Annotated in this window: 13 protein-coding genes; 6 read left to right on the forward strand and 7 right to left on the reverse strand. The window is 70.6% G+C overall.

All coding sequences use genetic code 11. From position 1 onward, the window contains the following. Positions 1–78 precede the first annotated feature (78 nt). Complete coding sequence (arc, locus tag H299_RS0128715; RefSeq protein ID WP_027751236.1) at positions 79–1,845, reverse strand: proteasome ATPase; 1,767 nt, start codon at positions 1,843–1,845, stop codon at positions 79–81. Between the two features lie 243 nt (positions 1,846–2,088). Here arc and H299_RS0128720 point away from each other — a divergent pair, with 243 nt between their 5' ends. Beyond that, on the forward strand, positions 2,089–2,376 hold the full coding sequence (locus H299_RS0128720) for a ferredoxin (RefSeq protein WP_027751237.1): 288 nt from the start codon (positions 2,089–2,091) through the stop codon (positions 2,374–2,376). 39 nt (positions 2,377–2,415) lie between these two features. On the opposite strand, the gene H299_RS0128725 is transcribed toward H299_RS0128720, so the two are convergent. The 3 genes from H299_RS0128725 to H299_RS0128735 all read right to left on the reverse strand — a co-directional run bounded on the left by H299_RS0128725 (position 2,416) and on the right by H299_RS0128735 (position 5,457). Next, a complete protein-coding gene (locus tag H299_RS0128725; protein ID WP_027751238.1) occupies positions 2,416–3,027 on the reverse strand; it encodes a hypothetical protein in 612 nt (203 codons plus the stop codon). A gap of 166 nt (positions 3,028–3,193) precedes the next feature. Further along, positions 3,194–4,099: a tRNA (adenine-N1)-methyltransferase gene (locus H299_RS0128730; RefSeq protein ID WP_027751239.1), complete on the reverse strand. Its 906-nt coding sequence runs from the start codon at positions 4,097–4,099 to the stop codon at positions 3,194–3,196. A gap of 122 nt (positions 4,100–4,221) precedes the next feature. Further along, positions 4,222–5,457 carry a site-2 protease family protein gene (locus H299_RS0128735; RefSeq protein WP_027751240.1) on the reverse strand — a complete coding sequence of 412 codons (1,236 nt, stop codon included), beginning with the start codon at positions 5,455–5,457 and terminating at the stop codon, positions 4,222–4,224. Positions 5,458–5,619: 162 nt separating this feature from the next. On the opposite strand from H299_RS0128735, the gene H299_RS36815 reads away from it, so the two are divergent. Beyond that, positions 5,620–6,537 carry a RecB family exonuclease gene (locus H299_RS36815; protein ID WP_486587469.1) on the forward strand — a complete coding sequence of 306 codons (918 nt, stop codon included), beginning with the start codon at positions 5,620–5,622 and terminating at the stop codon, positions 6,535–6,537. A 53-nt stretch (positions 6,538–6,590) separates the two neighbouring features. Next, positions 6,591–7,262, forward strand: coding sequence for a response regulator transcription factor (locus H299_RS0128745; protein ID WP_027751241.1), 672 nt, complete (start codon positions 6,591–6,593; stop codon positions 7,260–7,262). 117 nt (positions 7,263–7,379) lie between these two features. Here H299_RS0128745 and H299_RS0128750 read toward each other — a convergent pair whose 3' ends face one another. The 3 genes from H299_RS0128750 to metH form a co-directional block, all read right to left on the reverse strand. Beyond that, a complete protein-coding gene (locus tag H299_RS0128750) occupies positions 7,380–8,978 on the reverse strand; it encodes an ABC transporter substrate-binding protein (protein WP_027751242.1) in 1,599 nt (532 codons plus the stop codon). 390 nt (positions 8,979–9,368) lie between these two features. Beyond that, positions 9,369–10,070: an HAD family hydrolase gene (locus H299_RS0128755; RefSeq protein WP_027751243.1), complete on the reverse strand. Its 702-nt coding sequence runs from the start codon at positions 10,068–10,070 to the stop codon at positions 9,369–9,371. 174 nt (positions 10,071–10,244) lie between these two features. Beyond that, positions 10,245–13,754 (reverse strand): methionine synthase, encoded by a 3,510-nt coding sequence (gene metH, locus H299_RS0128760; RefSeq protein ID WP_027751244.1) that lies wholly within the window; start codon positions 13,752–13,754, stop codon positions 10,245–10,247. Between the two features lie 251 nt (positions 13,755–14,005). On the opposite strand from metH, the gene H299_RS0128765 reads away from it, so the two are divergent. The 3 genes from H299_RS0128765 (at position 14,006) to glpK (ending at position 17,373) form a co-directional block, all read left to right on the forward strand. After that, positions 14,006–14,791 carry an IclR family transcriptional regulator gene (locus H299_RS0128765; protein ID WP_027751245.1) on the forward strand — a complete coding sequence of 262 codons (786 nt, stop codon included), beginning with the start codon at positions 14,006–14,008 and terminating at the stop codon, positions 14,789–14,791. Positions 14,792–14,959: 168 nt separating this feature from the next. Continuing rightward, complete coding sequence (locus H299_RS0128770; protein ID WP_027751246.1) at positions 14,960–15,748, forward strand: MIP/aquaporin family protein; 789 nt, start codon at positions 14,960–14,962, stop codon at positions 15,746–15,748. Between the two features lie 101 nt (positions 15,749–15,849). Beyond that, complete coding sequence (gene glpK / locus H299_RS0128775) at positions 15,850–17,373, forward strand: glycerol kinase GlpK (protein WP_027751247.1); 1,524 nt, start codon at positions 15,850–15,852, stop codon at positions 17,371–17,373. Positions 17,374–17,375: the final 2 nt, after the last annotated feature.

Consider the following 17,375-nt stretch of genomic DNA (forward strand, 5'->3'; position numbering starts at 1 on the left):
GGCTTCCTTCCGGACTGGCTGGGAAAACATCCGGCTGCGGGGCCCCGCTCAGGGACACCCGCAGCCGGTCGGACTGCCTTACAGGTACTGCCCGGTGTTGGCCACCGTGTCGATGGAGCGCCCCGTGTCGGCGCCCTGCTTTCCGGTGACGAGGGTGCGGATGAAGACGATCCGCTCGCCCTTCTTGCCGGAGATACGGGCCCAGTCGTCGGGGTTGGTGGTGTTGGGCAGGTCCTCGTTCTCCTTGAACTCGTCCACGCAGGCGGCGAGCAGGTGGGAGACCCTCAGACCCTTCTGGTTCTGGTCGAGGAATGCCTTGATGGCCATTTTCTTGGCCCGGTCCACGATGTTCTGGATCATGGCGCCGGAGTTGAAGTCCTTGAAGTAGAGGACTTCCTTGTCGCCGTTGGCGTACGTCACCTCGAGGAAGCGGTTCTCCTCGGATTCAGCGTACATCTGCTCGACGACCGACTGGATCATGCCCGCCACGGTGGCCTTGGCGTCCTCGTTGTGCTCACCGAGGTCGTCCGGGTGCAGCGGCAGGGTCGGGGTGAGGTACTTCGAGAAGATGTCCCGGGCCGCCTCCGCGTCCGGGCGCTCGATCTTGATCTTCACGTCGAGGCGGCCGGGCCGCAGGATCGCCGGGTCGATCATGTCCTCGCGGTTCGAGGCGCCGATGACGATGACGTTCTCCAGGCCCTCCACGCCGTCGATCTCGGAGAGCAGCTGGGGGACGATGGTGTTCTCCACGTCCGAGCTGACTCCGGAGCCGCGGGTGCGGAAGAGGGAGTCCATCTCGTCGAAGAAGACGATGACGGGAGTGCCCTCGCTCGCCTTCTCCCTTGCCCGCTGGAAGACCAGCCGGATGTGCCTCTCGGTCTCGCCGACGTACTTGTTGAGCAGCTCCGGGCCCTTGATATTGAGGAAGTAGCTCTTCCCCTGGGGCTTCCCGGTCACCTCGGCGACCTTCTTGGCAAGCGAGTTGGCCACGGCCTTGGCGATCAGCGTCTTGCCGCAGCCGGGCGGGCCGTAGAGCAGCACGCCCTTGGGCGGGCGCAGTTCGTGCTCCTTGAAGACGTCCGGGAAGAGGTACGGCAGCTCCACCGCGTCGCGGATGGACTCGATCTGCCCGCCCAGGCCACCGATCTTGCTGTAGTCGATGTCCGGGACCTCTTCGAGGACCAGTTCCTCGACCTCGCTCTTGGGCACGACCTCGTAGACGTAGCCGGAGCGCGGCTCCAGCAGCAGGGCGTCCCCGGCGCGGAGCGTGGCGTCCATCAGCGGCTCGGCGAGCCGCACCACCCGCTCCTCGTCCGTGTGCCCGACCACGAGCGCCCGCTCGCCGTCCTCCAGCACCTCCTTGAGCGTGACGATGTCGCCGGCGCGCTCGAACGCCATGGCCTCGACCACGTTGAGCGCTTCGTTGAGCATCACCTCCTGGCCACGCCGGAGCGTGTCCAGCTCGACGCTGGGGCTGACGTTCACCCGGAGCTTGCGGCCCCCGGTGAAGATGTCGGCCGTGCCGTCCTCGTTCGCCTCCAGGAACGCTCCGAAGCCGGCCGGCGGCTGCGCGAGCCGGTCGACCTCCTCCTTCAGGGCCACGATCTGGTCGCGGGCTTCACGGAGGGTGTTGACGAGCCGCTCGTTCTGCGCGGACACGCCGGCCAGATTGGTCTGAAGCTCGACGATCCGCTCCTCGAGAATCCGAGTGTGCCGCGGAGAGTCGGCGAGCTTGCGGCGCAGGACGGCGATCTCCTGCTCGAGATAGGCAACCTGGCCGGCCGGGTCTTCAGAACCCCGACCCGGCCGGATGCCGCGGTTGGTGTCGTCGTCGTGGGCTGCCACGGTCCTCACCTCCTCCAGGGGAGCTGGACGCTTCCTGACCCTACCTGGGCCGGTGCGGGTTGAAACCCCTAGATCACAAAGACGGTCGGGGTGTGTCTGATCTTCACCCTTGCGCACTCCCTCACCTCTGGGGAATACCCACCGATCGACATCGGAAAGCGGCCCGGTTGTATCGTCGATCAGGCCAACACCCGTCAAGGGTGGCACTATTTCGTCACAAGCACCGGAACGGCAGGTACCAGGATGAGCACCGGCACCGAAGGTCTCGAAGTCTGGATCGACCAGGACCTGTGCACCGGCGACGGGATCTGCGTGCAGTACGCGCCGGAGGTCTTCGAGCTGGACATCGACGGTCTGGCCTACGTCAAGAGCGCCGACGACGAGCTGCTCCAGTCGGCGGGCGCCACCACGCCCGTGCCGCTGCCGCTGCTGCGGGACGTCGCCGACTCCGCGAAGGAGTGCCCCGGCGACTGCATCCACGTGCGGCGGGTGGCGGACGGCGTGGAAGTCTACGGCCCGGACGCGGAGTGACCGCGCGGACCCGGCCCACCGGGTCGGCCGGGTGAGCGCTCAGACACTCCCGGCGACCGGCGCGGGGACCAGCGCGAACTGACCGTCCCGCCATTCCCACTTGACCCTTCGCTCCTGGTCGGGGCAGCAGCGCGGCACCTCGGCCGAGGAGTAGCCGAGCAGGCGCGCCGACACCGTGCCGTGCCGCGGCCCGGGGCCGCCGACCCGGAAGTCCTGCGCGCTCATGCCCTCCTCCGTCGGCATCAGCGTCGCCGCGACGCGCGGCCGCTCGGCCGCCTTCGCCGGGTGCGCCAGGACGAAGATCCCGCTGGGCGGGGTGCCGGTCTCCGAGTGGCAGCGCACCAGGGCGACGGTCTCGGCGCGGCCGTCGCCGTCGAAGTCCGCGGAGCCCTTGTCGAGTACGTCGACGGCGCGGCCCGTCCTCGTCGTACCCGGACACTCGATCGGGTAGCGCGCCTTCGCCGGGTCGGGGCCGGCCGCCGGGCCGACGGCGGCACCGGGCCGTGCGGTCGCGTCGGGGCGGGCGGCGGCGTCGGACGGCTGGAGCGCCGCCGCGAGCCCGAGTACGGCGGCGAGCGCCGCGCCGGTGGCGATCCAGTGCGCGAGGCGCACGCGGGTGTGCGGGAGGTCCGGGCCTGCCGACGGCTGCACGCGGGATGTCTCCTGTGAGGCTGGGAGGGCGGGGTGCCCAGCATGGTGCCATACGTCACAGTGCGGCGGAACGTCCGGGTGCGGGTGCGCGTGCGCCGGGCGGCCGCCAACGGCGGGGGCCGGGCGCCGAGTTCCCCGCGGGGAACAGCAGCCCGGCCCGCGCCGGTCAGCTCGGGGAGTCCGGGCGGGTGGCGCCGGGGCCCGTGTAGTCCTCGCCGTACGCGCCCTTGGAGGGGCGGCGGCGGCGCAGCGGCGGCTCGACCCCGTCGGCGAGTCGGCGGGCGGTGAGCAGGAAACCGGTGTGGCCGATCATGCGGTGGTCGGGGCGCACGGCCAGGCCCTCGACGTGCCAGTTGCGCACCATGGTCTCCCACGCCTGCGGCTCGTTGAACGTGCCGTGCTCGCGGATGGACTCCACGGTGCGCGCCAGCTGCGTCGTGGTGGCGACGTAGGCGCAGACGATGCCCCCGGGGACCAGGGCCTTGGAGACGGCCTCCAGGCACTCCCAGGGCGCGAGCATGTCCAGGACGACGCGGTCGACGTCCGCCTCGGCGAGGTTGTCCTGGAGGTCACCGACGGTGAGCGTCCAGGCGGGATGCGGGCCGCCGAAGTAGCGCTGTACGTTCTGCTGCGCGATCTCGGCGAAGTCGGCGCGGCGCTCGTAGGAGTGCAGCATGCCGTGGTCGCCGATGGCGCGGAGCAGGAAGCTGCTGAGCGAGCCGGAGCCCACCCCGGCCTCGACGACCCGGGCGCCGGGGAAGATGTCGGCCATGGCCAGCACCTGCCCCGCGTCCTTCGGGTAGACGACGGCGGCGCCGCGCGGCATGGACAGGACGTAGTCGGGGAGCAGGGGGCGCAGCGCCAGATAGGCGACGTTTCCCGTGGTACGGACGACACTGCCCTCGGGCGCACCGATCAGCTCGTCGTGCGGGAAAGCACCCTTGTGGGTGTGGAAGCTCTTCCCGGCCTCGAGCGTGAACGTGTAGTGGCGTCCCTTGGGATCGGTGAGCTGGACCTGGTCCCCGACCTTGAAGGGCCCGCGACGGCGGGCGGCACCGGTCGGTTCGGACATGGTCACCAGCCTAGCGGTCAGCGGGGGCCGCGGTGACCACGGGGCGGCGGTGCCCGGCACGGCACCGGGCCCGCGAGGCCGCCCCGCACCGTCCACCGCGGCGCCGGCCCGGTCCGCCGGGGTCAGGGTTTGGCCATCGCCGCGACGAACGCCTTCTCCACGTCGCCCGTCGAGAGCACGCCGTAGATCTCCCCGGTCTCCTCGACCACCAGGTACTCGGTGGCGGGCGCGGCGCGCAGGTGGTCGAGCAGCTCCTCCCCCGCCAGTTCGGCCGGCACGCGCATGCCCTCCTTGAGGTCCTGCGCCAGGGTGCTCACCGCGACCCAGGGGCGGCGGTGCTCGGGGACCCCGACGATGGCCGCCTCGCGCACCAGGGAGAGCGGGTCGCCCTGCCCGTCGACCACGACCAGCGCGCGGGCTCCGGCCTCGTTCGCCCTGCGCAGCGCCTCGGACAGCGGCGTGCCGGACTCCACGGGGACGGCGCGCCGGGTGAGCGTACGGGCGCGCAGGTTGGGCAGGCGCTCGCGCAGGCGGGCCATGCGCAGGCTGTTGCCCGCGCCGGTCCAGATGATCGCGGCGAGGATCGCGGCGAGCAGGGCGTCGGTGAGGGTGTCCATGCCGCCGACACCGTCGTCGGTGAAGCCGCCCGCGTGGGTGGCGAGCGGGAACCCGACCAGGACCGCGAGGGCCAGCGCGCGGCCCGTCCAGGCGGCGGCGACCGTGCCGGTCATGGCCTTGCCGCTGAGCTTCCAGACGACCGCGCGCAGCATCCGGCCGCCGTCCAGCGGCAGGCCCGGCAGGAGGTTGAAGACCGCGACGATGAGGTTGGAGACCATCAGTCCGGCCAGCAGCACACCGGGCACGGTGCGGGGCTCGACCAGCTGCATCCCGCCGTAGAAGAGCGCGGCCAGGACGAGGGACAGGAGCGGGCCGACGAAGGCGAGGACGAACTCGCGGCCGGGCGTCTCGGACTCCTTCTCGATCTCGGAGACCCCTCCGAAGAACTGCAGCTGGATGCGGCGCACCGGGAGCTTGAAGCGCAGCGCGGCGACCGTGTGGGCCAGCTCGTGGACGAGGACGGACGCGTAGAAGGCGACGGCGAAGAAGAGCGCGATGAGGTAGCGCACGGCCCCCAGCTCCGGCAGCACGCGGTCGAGCTGGCCGCCGAAGACCCAGGTGATCAGTGCCGCGACCAGGAACCAGCTGGGCGCCACGTAGACGGGCACGCCGAAGGGGCGGCCCATCAGAATGCCGCCGCCGCTGCCGCGCGGGGGCCGGGTGGGTTTGCCGTCCCCGTCGCCGCCGCCGGGCGGGCCGCCGCCCTGGTGCTGCCCGCCGCCGTTGTCCGTGTCTGCCAAGGGGTCCTCTCCGTCGTGTCCTCGCCTCCGCTCATGCGCGGCCGGTCCCGACACGCCGATCACACGATCGCCGGGACGGTGCCGTGCGGGCATGCCGTACGAGGGCGCCTGTGGTCGATGGTATGCGCCCGGTGTCAGTGGCGGGCCGTAGGGTCTGGGCCCATGAGTAGCTTTCCTTCCGCGGCGGGGCAGTCCGCGGGCGCGTCCCGGCCGGCCGCGGCGCCGAGTTCGCTGTCTCCTTCGCGAGCGGGCGATTTCATGCAGTGTCCGCTGCTCTACCGCTTCCGGGTGATCGACAGACTGCCGGAGAAGCCGTCGGCCGCGGCCACCCGGGGCACCGTGGTGCACGCCGTGCTGGAGCGGCTCTTCGACGCTCCGGCCGCGGAGCGGAGCGTGCCGCGCGCCCGCGCGCTGGTGCCGGTGGAATGGGAGCGGCTGCTGGCCAAGCGGCCGGAGCTGGCGGAGCTGTTCGCCGGGGAGGGCGGCGGGGAGGGCCGTGAGCTGGCGGGCTGGCTGGCGGAGGCCGAAGCGCTGGTGGAGCGCTGGTTCACGCTGGAGGACCCGTCCCGGCTGGAGCCCGCGGACCGCGAGCTGTTCGTGGAGGCGAAGCTGGAGTCGGGGCTGCGGCTGCGGGGCATCATCGACAGGATCGACGTCGCGCCGACGGGCGAGGTGCGGATCGTCGACTACAAGACGGGCAAGGCGCCCAAGCCGGAGTACGCGGCGGGCGCGCTCTTCCAGATGAAGTTCTACGCCCTGGTCCTGTGGCGGCTGCGCGGCTCGGTGCCGCGGCGCCTCCAGCTGGTCTACCTCGGCAGCGGCGACGTCCTGACGTACGACCCGCAGGAGGCGGATCTGCGGGGCGTGGAGCGGAAGCTGCTGGCCCTGTGGGAGGCGATCGAGCGGGCGACGGAGTCCGGGGACTGGCGCCCCCGGCCCAGCCGCCTGTGCGACTGGTGCGACCACCAGGAGCGCTGCCCCGAGTTCGGCGGCACTCCCCCGCCCTATCCGCTCACGATCCAGCCGCGGCTGCCCGTGCAGCGCGCCGCGGAGGCGGACGAGTCGGCGGCCGGAGCCTGAGAGCCGTCCCGTAGGCCAGAATGGGGGCGATCCCGCCTACGAACGGAGACTCCGTGGCAATCCGCGTACTGCTGGTCGACGATCAGCCGCTGCTGCGCACCGGCTTCCGGATGATTCTGGAGGCCGAGAACGACGTGGCCGTGGTCGGTGAGGCCGGAGACGGCCTGCAGGCACTCGACCAGGTGCGGGCGCTCCAGCCGGATGTCGTGCTGATGGACATCCGGATGCCGCGGATGGACGGCGTGGAGGCGACCCGGCAGATCACCGGTCCCGCCAAGGACGGGCCGGCCAAGGTGCTGGTGCTGACCACCTTCGATCTCGACGAGTACGTGGTGGAGGCGCTGCGCGCGGGGGCCAGCGGGTTCCTGCTCAAGGACGCTCCGGCCGGCGAGCTGGTGCAGGCCATTCGGGTGGTCGCCGCGGGCGAGGCGATGCTCGCGCCGTCGATCACCCGCCGGCTGCTGGACAAGTACGCGGGGAAGCTGCCCTCCGGTGAGGACTCGGTGCCGAACACCCTGCATACGCTCACGGAGCGCGAGGTGGAGGTGCTGAAGCTGGTGGCCCGCGGCCTGTCGAACGCGGAGATCGCCGCCGACCTGTTCGTCAGCGAGACGACGGTCAAGACGCACGTGGGCCATGTGCTGACCAAGCTGAGTCTGCGCGACCGCGTGCAGGCAGCGGTGTACGCGTACGAGAGCGGGCTGGTGCGGCCGGGCGCCCAGTAACCCGTCCCGGCGCCCCGCCCGGAGCGCCGCGGCACACGGGAGGGGCAGGCGGCCGCGCACCTGGCGGGGCCGCCTGCCCCTGCTTTGGCTCTGCTCGCGCCCGCGGGGGCGCGCCGTTCAGTCGGAGACGCCTCGCCCCAGCTCCCAGAGCTGAAGCACGGAGGCGGAGTTGAGCGCCCATTCGGCGCCGGTGATGTCGTCGCGTACGGCGATGTACTGCTTGCCCTGCCAGATCGGGAGGATGGGCACCTCCTCGGCGATGATGTCCTGCGCGCGCTCGAAGTCGGCCGCGGCGGCGGCCCGGTTGGTCTCGCGCCGCGTCTCGGGGATGAGCTTGTCCCGGATCTCCTTGTTGACGTACGGCGTCTTCACCACGTTGTCCTTCACGAAGAAGGGCGCGATGAAGTTGTCCGGGTCCAGGAAGTCGGGGAACCAGCCGAAGCCGTACACCGGGTAGTTCCCCTTGAGGGCCGTGGGCAGGTAGTCCTTCCAGGGGACGCCCTTGATGTCCACGTCGAAGAGGCCGGTGGAGTTCAGCTGCTTCTGGAGCGCCTTGAACTCGTCCTCGGTGACGGCGCCGTAGTGGTCCGTCGTGTAGTTCAGGGTGAGCTCGACGGGCTTCTCGATGCCCGCGGACTTCAGGATGTCCCGCGCGGCCTCGGTGTCCGGCTCGTCGTACTCGTTGAAGAAGGAGTTGCGGTGCCCGGGGAGACCGCTGGGGACGAGGGAGTAGAGCGCCTCGGTGGTGCGCCGGTAGACGTCGCGGGTGAGGGCCTTGCGGTCGACCACCTGGGCCATGGCCTGGCGGATGGCCTTGTTGCCGCCGACGGGCGAGTCGGTGTTGAAGACGAGGTAGCGGATCTCCTGGCCGGGCGACTCGATGATGTCGATCTTGTCGCCCTGGTCCGCCTCCAGCCGCTGCACCTGCTCGGGGGAGATGGAGCGGTTCATGACATCGATCTTGCCGGCGGTGAGCGCCTTCTCCATGGCTTCGGCGCTCTTGTACATCCGCAGTTCGATCTTCTCGTTCTTGACGTCGAGTGTGCCTTCGTAGTCCGGGTTCCTGACGAACTCGGCCTCACCGCTGGCGGCCTTGAAGGAGTCGAGGGTGTACGGCCCGGAGCCGACGACCTTGTAACCCTTCTTGAAGGCCTTCGCGGGATAGCTCTCGCTGTCCAGGATGGCCGCGGCGGGGGTGGCCAGCTTGAAGGGGAACGTCGCGTCCGGCTTCTTGAGGTGGAAGACGATCTCGCTGTCGCTGGGGGCCTCGACCGTGTCGATGTTCGCCAACAGCGAGCCGGGGCCGATGTCGTTCCCGATGGCGAGCATGCGCTGCACGGAGAACTCGACGTCCGCGGAGGTCAGCTCGTTGCCGTTGGTGAAAGTGAGGCCGTCCCGCAATGTGCAGCGGTACTGCTCACCTTGCTGGTCGGTGAACTCGCACTTCTTCGCCGCCTCCATCACCGGTTCGGTGCCCGAGCGGGGCGCGCGCACCAGCGTCTGGAAGGTGTTGCGCATGATGTTCCAGGCGGCGGTCTCGTAACCGGCTGCCGGATCGAAGGGCGCCGGGGTGTCCTCCGTGACGACGAACTGGTCCGTCGTGCCCACCACGATGGTGTCGCCGCCCGAGTCACCCCCGTCGGACCCGCCGCATGCGGCGAGCAGCGGGGCGAGCAGAACTGCCAGGGCAGGCAGCACCAGGGTCTTTCGCTTCATCGTCGACGGTCTCCCTCGTCCGGCCAGGGGTTGTTGCAGGGGTCTTATGGCCGAGGAGAAGACATTAGTAGTTCTGCTGCGGGATTCCCGAACAGGGTCCCGTAAGCGCACAATCGCGCACCGATATCACCTGTCGCCGATCCGCTATACGGACGCCGGAACGTACCAGGCGACCGAGAACCAATACGGACACAAGGGTCGCTACTTTACCGCGCGGCGCACCCTTGCCAGCACAGCACGGGAAAACTGTCGACAGTACCGCACGTGACAAATATCACGCCGCCAACTCGCAGGCCACGCAGAGGAATTCGGCCGGGAATGCGGGAGACCCGGCGTGCGCCGCCACCACGCCTTTTCCGGTATTCCCCCGAAGAGGCCCCACCGCGGGACTCACTGCTCGACCATGATCAGAGATCGCAGAAACGCGAGATCGACCTCCTCCAGCGAGCCGACCACCGTACGGCCGTCCGCGGCCTCGATCGGTGCGACGGAGGGGACCGCCACGACGCGGCAGCCGGCCGCCTCGGCGGAGACCACACCGGTCACGGTGTCCTCCAGCACGGCGCAGCGCGCCGGGTCCGCTCCGAGCCGCGCGGCGGCCGTCAGGTACGGGTCCGGGTGCGGCTTCGTCCGCTCCAGCTCGTCCCCGGCGAGGGTGAAGTGGAAGTGCTCCGGCCCCAGCGAGTGCAGCATCCGGTCGATCACGGAGCGGTGCGAGGCGGAGACCAGCCCGGTGGGGACCGAGTGCGCGGCCAGCTCGGTGAGCAGACGGCGGGCGCCGGGCATCAGCGGGACGCCCAGCTCCAGACGCTCGACGAACTTGGCGTTCAGCAGGACCGTCAGCTCGGCGAGGGTGATGTCGGCGGCGGTGGCCGAGATCAGGAAACCCGCGCTGCGGGTCATCGGCCCGCCGACGACGACCTGCCGCCACGCCTCGTCCAGCACGTGCCCCAGGCCGGCGAAGACCTCGACCTCCGCGTCCCACCAGAACCCCTCGGTGTCCACCAGGGTGCCGTCCATGTCGAGCAGCACGGCCTGGAGGCCGGAACCACCCGCCGTACGGGTGACAGTGGCCGGGATGGAGCTGGTCATCCGCATGCACCTCCTGAGGGACACGAAGACCGGCCCCCCGAGGTCACGAGGACCTCGGGCGACCGGTCTCACCGGATCGACCAGTGTACGACGATCTCTCCGCGCGCTCCTGCCGATATCCGGCCCGCCGCGCCGGACCGCCGCGGCGCCGGACCCCTCCGGGCCGGGCTCAGGTCACCTCGCGTTGAAGTACTTGGCGTCGGGGTGGTGCAGCACGATGGCGTCGGTGGACTGCTCCGGGTGCAACTGGAACTCCTCCGACAGCTCCACGCCGATCCGCTCCGGCTCCAGCAACTCGGCGATCTTCGCGCGGTCCTCCAGGTTGGGGCAGGCGCCGTAGCCCAGCGAGAAGCGGGCGCCCCGGTACTTCAGGTCGAACATGTCGACGATGCGTGCCGGGTCCTGCCCGGCGAAGCCCAGCTCCGCCCGGACGCGCGCGTGCCAGTACTCGGCCAGCGCCTCGGCCAGCTGGACGGACAGCCCGTGCAGCTCCAGGTAGTCGCGGTAGGAGTTGGCCGCGAACAGCTCGGCGGTCGCCTCGCCGATGCGGTTCCCGACGGTGACCACCTGGAGCCCCACCACGTCCGTCTCACCGGTGTCCTCGGGCCGGAAGAAGTCGGCCAGGCAGAGGCGGCGGCCCCGGCGCTGCCGGGGGAAGGTGAACCGGGTCCGCTCGGAGCCGTCGTCGTTGAGCAGGATGAGGTCGTCGCCCTTGGAGTGGCAGGGGAAGTAGCCGTAGACGACGGCCGCCTCCAGGAGGTTCTCGGTCTGGAGCTTGTCCAGCCACCCGCGCAGCCTGGGGCGGCCCTCCGTCTCCACCAGCTCCTCGTAGTCGGGCCCCTGACCGCCACGCGCCTCCTTCAGGCCCCACTGGCCCTTGAAGAGCGCGCCCTCGTCCAGCCAGGACGCGTAGTCGGCGAGCTGGAGGCCCTTGCTGACCCGGGTGCCCCAGAAGGGCGGGGTGGGCACGGGGTTGTCGACGGCGACGTCGGAGCGCACCGAGCCGTCGTTCGGCGGCGGCTCCTCGATGGTCAGCTCCCGCTTGGGCACCCGGCGCTGCTTCAGCTCGGGCAGCACGGCGCCGGGGACGCCGCGCTTGACGGCGATCAGCGCGTCCATCAGCCGCAGCCCCTCGAACGCGTCGCGCGCGTAGCGGACCTCGCCCTCGTAGACCTCGTGCAGGTCCTGCTCCACGTACGCGCGGGTGAGTGCCGCGCCGCCGAGGATGACGGGGTAGTCGGCGGCCATGCTGCGCTGGTTGAGCTCCTCGAGGTTCTCCTTCATGATCACCGTGGACTTGACCAGCAGCCCGGACATGCCGATCACGTCGGCGCGGTGCTCCTCGGCCGCCTCCAGGATGGCCGCGACCGGCTGCTTGATGCCGAGGTTGACGACGGTGTAGCCGTTGTTGGAGAGGATGATGTCGACGAGGTTCTTGCCGATGTCGTGCACGTCGCCGCGGACGGTGGCCAGCACGATGGTGCCCTTGCCCTCGTCGTCGGTCTTCTCCATGTGCGGCTCCAGGTAGGCCACCGCGTTCTTCATGACCTCGGCGGACTGGAGCACGAAGGGCAGCTGCATCTGCCCGGAGCCGAACAGTTCGCCGACGACCTTCATGCCCGCCAGCAGCGTCTCGTTGACAATGACCAGCGCCGACTGTGTCTGGAGCGCCTCGTCGAGGTCGGCCTCCAGGCCGTTGCGCTCGCCGTCGATGATGCGCCGCTGGAGGCGCTCGTCCAGCGGCAGGGCCAGGAGTTCCTCGGCGCGGGATGCCTTCATGGACTTGGTGTCCACGCCCTCGAACAGCTCCAGCAGCTTCGAGAGCGGGTCGTAGCCCTCGCTGCGGCGGTCGTAGATCAGGTCGAGCGCGGTGTTGACCTGCTCCTCCTCCAGCCGCGCGATGGGCAGGATCTTGGAGGCGTGCACGATGGCGGAGTCCAGGCCTGCCTTGACGCACTCGTCCAGGAAGACGGAGTTGAGGGTGACGCGGGCGGCCGGGTTCAGGCCGAAGGAGATGTTGGACAGGCCCAGCGTGGTCTGCACCTCGGGATGACGCCGCTTCAGCTCCCGGATGGCCTCGATGGTGGCGACCCCGTCCTTGCGGGACTCCTCCTGGCCGGTGCAGATGGTGAAGGTGAGGCAGTCGATGAGGATGTCGGACTCGAGGACGCCCCAGTTGCCGGTGAGGTCCTCGATCAGCCGCTCGGCGATGGCCACCTTGTGCTCGGCGGTACGGGCCTGGCCCTCCTCGTCGATCGTCAGCGCGATGAGCGCCGCGCCGTGCTCGGCCGCGAGCGCGGTGACCTTGGCGAACCGCGACTCGGGGCCGTCCCCGTCCTCGTAGTTGACGGAGTTGATGACCGCGCGCCCGCCCAGCTTCTCCAGCCCGGCCTCCAGGACGGCGACCTCGGTGGAGTCCAGGACGAGCGGCAGCGTGGAGGCGGTCGCGAACCGCCCCGCCAGCTCCTTCATGTCCGCCACACCGTCCCGGCCGACGTAGTCCACGCACAGGTCCAGCAGGTGGGCGCCCTCGCGGATCTGGTCCCGTGCCATCTCCACGCAGTCGTCCCAGCGGCCCTCCAGCATGGCGGTGCGGAACTTCTTGGAGCCGTTGGCGTTGGTGCGCTCGCCGATGGCCAGGTAGGAGGCGTCCTGCCGGAAGGGCACGCTCTGGTAGAGCGAGGCGGCGCCCGGCTCCGGCCGGGGCGAGCGCTCCACCGGGCGCCGGCCGCGCACCCGCTCCACCAGCTGCCGCAGGTGCTCGGGGGTGGTGCCGCAGCAGCCGCCCACCAGCGAGAGGCCGTACTCGCCGACGAAGGTGTCCTGGGCGTCCGCCAGTTCGGGTGCGGTGAGCGGGTAGTGCGCGCCGTCCTTGCCCAGCACGGGCAGCCCGGCGTTCGGCATGCAGGACAGGGGCACCCGCGCGTGCTGGGCCAGGTAGCGCAGGTGTTCGCTCATCTCGGCGGGGCCGGTCGCGCAGTTCAGCCCGATCATGTCGATGCCCAGCGGCTCCAGGGCGGTCAGGGCGGCGCCGATCTCCGATCCGAGCAGCATGGTGCCGGTGGTCTCCACGGTCACCGAGCACAGCAGCGGCAGGCGCGCCCCGGTCGCCTCCAGGGCGCGGCGGGCGCCGAGAACGGCGGCCTTGGTCTGGAGCAGGTCCTGGGTGGTCTCCACCAGCAGCGCGTCGGCGCCGCCGGCGATCATGCCCTCGGCGTTCTCCTGGTAGGCGTCCCGCAGGGTGACGTACGGGGCGTGGCCGAGCGTGGGCAGCTTGGTGCCGGGGCCCATCGAGCCGAGCACCCAGCGGGTCCGGCCGTCGGCGGCGAACTCGTCGGCGACCTCGCGGGCGATGCGGACGCCGGCCTCGGAGAGTTCGAAGTTGCGCTCGGGGATGTCGTACTCCTTGAGGGCGGCGTAGTTCGCCCCGAAGGTGTTGGTCTCCACGCAGTCGACGCCGACCTCGAAGTAGGCGCGGTGCACGGAGGCCACGATGTCCGGCCGGGTGACGTTGAGGATCTCGTTGCAGCCCTCCAGCTGCTGGAAGTCCTCCAGCGAGGGGTCCTGCTCCTGGAGCATCGTGCCCATCGCCCCGTCGGCGACGACCACGCGCGAGGCCAGCGCCTCGCGGAGTTCGTCGGCCCGGGTGTTCTGGGCGGCGGACTGGGACTGGGACGAGGCCATGGAAATGCTCCCTGGAGTGCGACGGCTGTCGGCTTTGCACGGCCCGGTGGGACCGCGCACCTCGCCAGGGTATCGGGCGGGGCAAGACCGGCTCGGCGGCGACGGGCGGCACTCGGGCGTAAGGGCTCCAGGTCCCGTCTTTCACCCGGTCGACATGAGGCGATAGTGTTCGGCATTGCCGAATCGCACATCCATGGAGACGCCTGGTACACGGAGCGCGCGTGCACGGGGCAGGTGACGGAGGTTTCCCGATGGCCCGGACCATCCAGTCGCTCGAGCGGGCGGCGGCGGCGCTGCGGCTGCTGGCCGGTGGTGAGCGGCGGTTGGGCCTCTCCGAGATCGCCTCGACGCTGGGTCTCGCCAAGGGTACGACGCACGGCCTGATCCGCACCCTCCAGCAGGAGGGGTTCGTCGAGCAGGACGAGGCGACGGGGAAGTACACCCTGGGCGCGGAGCTGCTCCGCCTGGGCAACAGCTACCTCGACGTGCACGAGCTGCGCGCCAGGGCCCTGGTGTGGACGGACGACCTGGCGCGCTCCAGCGGAGAGAGCGTCTATCTGGGAGTCCTGCACCAGCAGGGCGTGCTGATCGTGCATCACGTCTTCCGGCCGGACGACAGCCGGCAGGTGCTGGAGGTCGGGGCGATGCAGCCGCTGCACAGCACGGCGCTGGGCAAGGTGCTCGCGGCGTACGACCCGGTGGCGCACGGCGAGGCGGCGGAGGCCGAGCGGGAGGCGTTCACCGAGGCCACCCGTACCGGGCTCGCCGAACTGGAGGACGTGCTGGACCTGACCCGGGCGCGCGGCTGGTCGACGGACGTGGAGGAGACCTGGGAGGGTCTGGCGTCCATCGCCGCGCCCATCCACGACCGGCGGCGGATGCCAGTGGGCGCGGTCGGCATCACCGGCGCGGTGGAGCGGGTGTGCGAGGAGCCCGGCGGCGCGGAGGGCCCCGAGAGCATCCGCCCGCGCCTGGTCGCGGCCGTACGGGACTGCGCGCGCGCCGTGTCGCGCGATCTCGGAGCCGGTCGCTTCTAGGGTGTAGAGGACAATCCGCCCATATCGGAGCACCAGGCAGAACCTGCCGCTCACCCCCTTGACGAGATCCCCCACAAGGGAAAAACTGCCGTCCAGCGGTCGACATTGTCGAACACCGGACGAGAACCGGTCCGCCTTCCCTCTGGACGAAGGACAAAGGAGTCGCGGGTGTCCAGCTCCGACATCTTCATCGGCGAGGTCATCGGCACCGCGGTGCTGATCCTCCTCGGCGGTGGCGTCTGCGCCGCCGTCACTTTCAAGCGTTCGAAGGCGTACCAGGCAGGCTGGGTCGCCATCGCCTTCGGCTGGGGCATGGCCGTGCTCACCGGCGCCTACATCGCGGCCGGCGTCTCGGGCGCCCACCTCAACCCCGCGGTCACCGTCGGTCTCGCGGTGGAGGGCGGCACCGAGTGGGGCGACGTGCCGCTCTACCTCCTGTCCCAGATGACCGGCGCCATCCTCGGCGCGCTGCTGGTGTGGGTGGTCTACTACGGGCAGTTCCACGCGCATCTCACCGACCCCGAGGTCGTCGGCGAGCCGGGCACCCAGGACTTCGCGAAGGGCGTCCCGGCGCAGCAGCCCGGTCCGGTCCTCGGCGTCTTCTCCACCGCTCCGGAGATCCGGAACAGCGTGCAGAACGTCGCCACCGAGACCATCGCCACGATCGTCCTGGTGCTCGCCATCCTCACCCAGGGCCTCAACGACTCCGGCAAGGGCCTCGGTCCGCTCGGCGTGCTGATCACCGCCCTGGTCGTCGTCGGCATCGGCCTCTCGCTGGGCGGCCCGACGGGGTACGCCATCAACCCGGCCCGCGACCTCGGCCCCCGCATCGTGCACGCGGCGCTCCCGCTGCCGAACAAGGGCAGCTCCGACTGGTCGTACGCCTGGATACCGGTCGCGGGGCCGCTGCTCGGCGGCGTGATAGCCGGCGGCCTCTACAACCTCGCGTTCGCCTGAGCCGAACCGGCGCGCCGCCGGCCCGTAGGCCCGTAGTCCCTCGCAGACCCGCAGAGCCCCGAGGACCGCCCCACCACCCCCTGTATGCAACGGAGCATCGCATGACCGACACCCACTCCACCGGACCGTTCATCGCGGCCATCGACCAGGGCACCACCTCCAGCCGGTGCATCGTCTTCGACAAGGACGGCCGGATCGTGTCGGTCGACCAGAAGGAGCACGAGCAGATCCTCCCCAAGCCGGGCTGGGTCGAGCACGACGCCGCCGAGATCTGGACGAACGTCCAGGAGGTCGTCGCCGGTGCCCTGGCCAAGGCGGGCATCACCCGCGAGGACGTCAAGGCGCTCGGGATCACCAACCAGCGCGAGACCACCCTGCTGTGGGACAAGGCGACGGGTGAGCCCGTGCACAACGCCCTGGTCTGGCAGGACACCCGCACCGACGCGCTCTGCAAGGAGCTGGGCCGCAACGTCGGCCAGGACCGCTTCCGCCGCGAAACGGGCCTGCCGCTGGCCGCCTACTTCGCCGGGCCCAAGATCCGCTGGCTGCTCGACAACGTCCCCGGGCTGCGGGACCGCGCCGAGCGCGGCGATCTGCTCTTCGGCACCATGGACTCCTGGGTCATCTGGAACCTCACTGGCGGCACGAACGGCGGCGTGCACGTCACGGACGTCACCAACGCCTCGCGCACGATGCTGATGAACCTCCACTCGCTGCAGTGGGACCCCAAGATCTGCGAGTCGATGGGCGTGCCGATGTCGGTGCTGCCCGAGATCCGCTCCTCCGCCGAGGTCTACGGCGAGGCCACCGGCGCGCTCGCCGGCGTGCCGGTCGCCTCCGCGCTGGGCGACCAGCAGGCCGCGCTCTTCGGGCAGACGTGCTTCTCGCCGGGCGAGGCCAAGTCGACCTACGGCACCGGCACCTTCCTCCTCCTCAACACCGGTGAGCAGGCCGTCAACTCGTACAACGGGCTGCTGACGACGGTCGGTTACCGCATCGGGAACCAGAAGCCGGTGTACGCGCTGGAGGGCTCCATCGCGGTCACCGGCGCGCTGGTGCAGTGGATGCGCGACCAGATGGGGCTGATCAACAGCGCCGCCGAGATCGAGACCCTCGCCAGCTCGGTGGAGGACAACGGCGGCGCCTACTTCGTGCCCGCCTTCTCCGGTCTCTTCGCGCCCTACTGGCGCTCCGACGCGCGCGGCGTGATCACCGGGCTGACGCGCTACGTGACCAAGGCGCACATCGCCCGCGCCGTACTGGAGGCGACCGCCTGGCAGACCCGCGAAATCGTCGACGCCATGCAGAAGGACTCCGGCGTCGAGCTGACCTCGCTCAAGGTCGACGGCGGCATGACCTCCAACAACCTGCTGATGCAGGCCATCTCGGACTTCCTGGACGCCCCGGTGGTGCGCCCCCTGGTCGCCGAGACGACCTGTCTCGGCGCCGCCTACGCCGCCGGCCTGGCCGTCGGCTTCTGGCCCGACACCGAGGCGCTGCGCGTCAACTGGAAGCGCGCCGCCGAGTGGACCCCCCGGATGGAAGCGGTCCAGCGTGACCGCGAGTACAAGAACTGGCTCAAGGCCGTCGAGCGGACCATGGGCTGGATCGAAGAGGAGAACTGATC

This window comes from Streptomyces sp. CNH287, from assembly GCF_000424825.1.

What these genes read in the sequence shown, in the direction of transcription:
- H299_RS0128720 (WP_027751237.1), top strand. Translation starts at nt 2,089, where the DNA reads ATGAGCACCGGCACCGAAGGTCTCGAAGTCTGGATCGACCAGGACCTG.
- H299_RS0128730 (WP_027751239.1), bottom strand. Translation starts at nt 4,099, where the DNA reads ATGTCCGAACCGACCGGTGCCGCCCGCCGTCGCGGGCCCTTCAAGGTC.
- H299_RS36815 (WP_486587469.1), top strand. Translation starts at nt 5,620, where the DNA reads ATGAGTAGCTTTCCTTCCGCGGCGGGGCAGTCCGCGGGCGCGTCCCGG.
- H299_RS0128750 (WP_027751242.1), bottom strand. Translation starts at nt 8,978, where the DNA reads ATGAAGCGAAAGACCCTGGTGCTGCCTGCCCTGGCAGTTCTGCTCGCC.
- H299_RS0128755 (WP_027751243.1), bottom strand. Translation starts at nt 10,070, where the DNA reads ATGACCAGCTCCATCCCGGCCACTGTCACCCGTACGGCGGGTGGTTCC.
- metH (WP_027751244.1), bottom strand. Translation starts at nt 13,754, where the DNA reads ATGGCCTCGTCCCAGTCCCAGTCCGCCGCCCAGAACACCCGGGCCGAC.
- H299_RS0128765 (WP_027751245.1), top strand. Translation starts at nt 14,006, where the DNA reads ATGGCCCGGACCATCCAGTCGCTCGAGCGGGCGGCGGCGGCGCTGCGG.
- glpK (WP_027751247.1), top strand. Translation starts at nt 15,850, where the DNA reads ATGACCGACACCCACTCCACCGGACCGTTCATCGCGGCCATCGACCAG.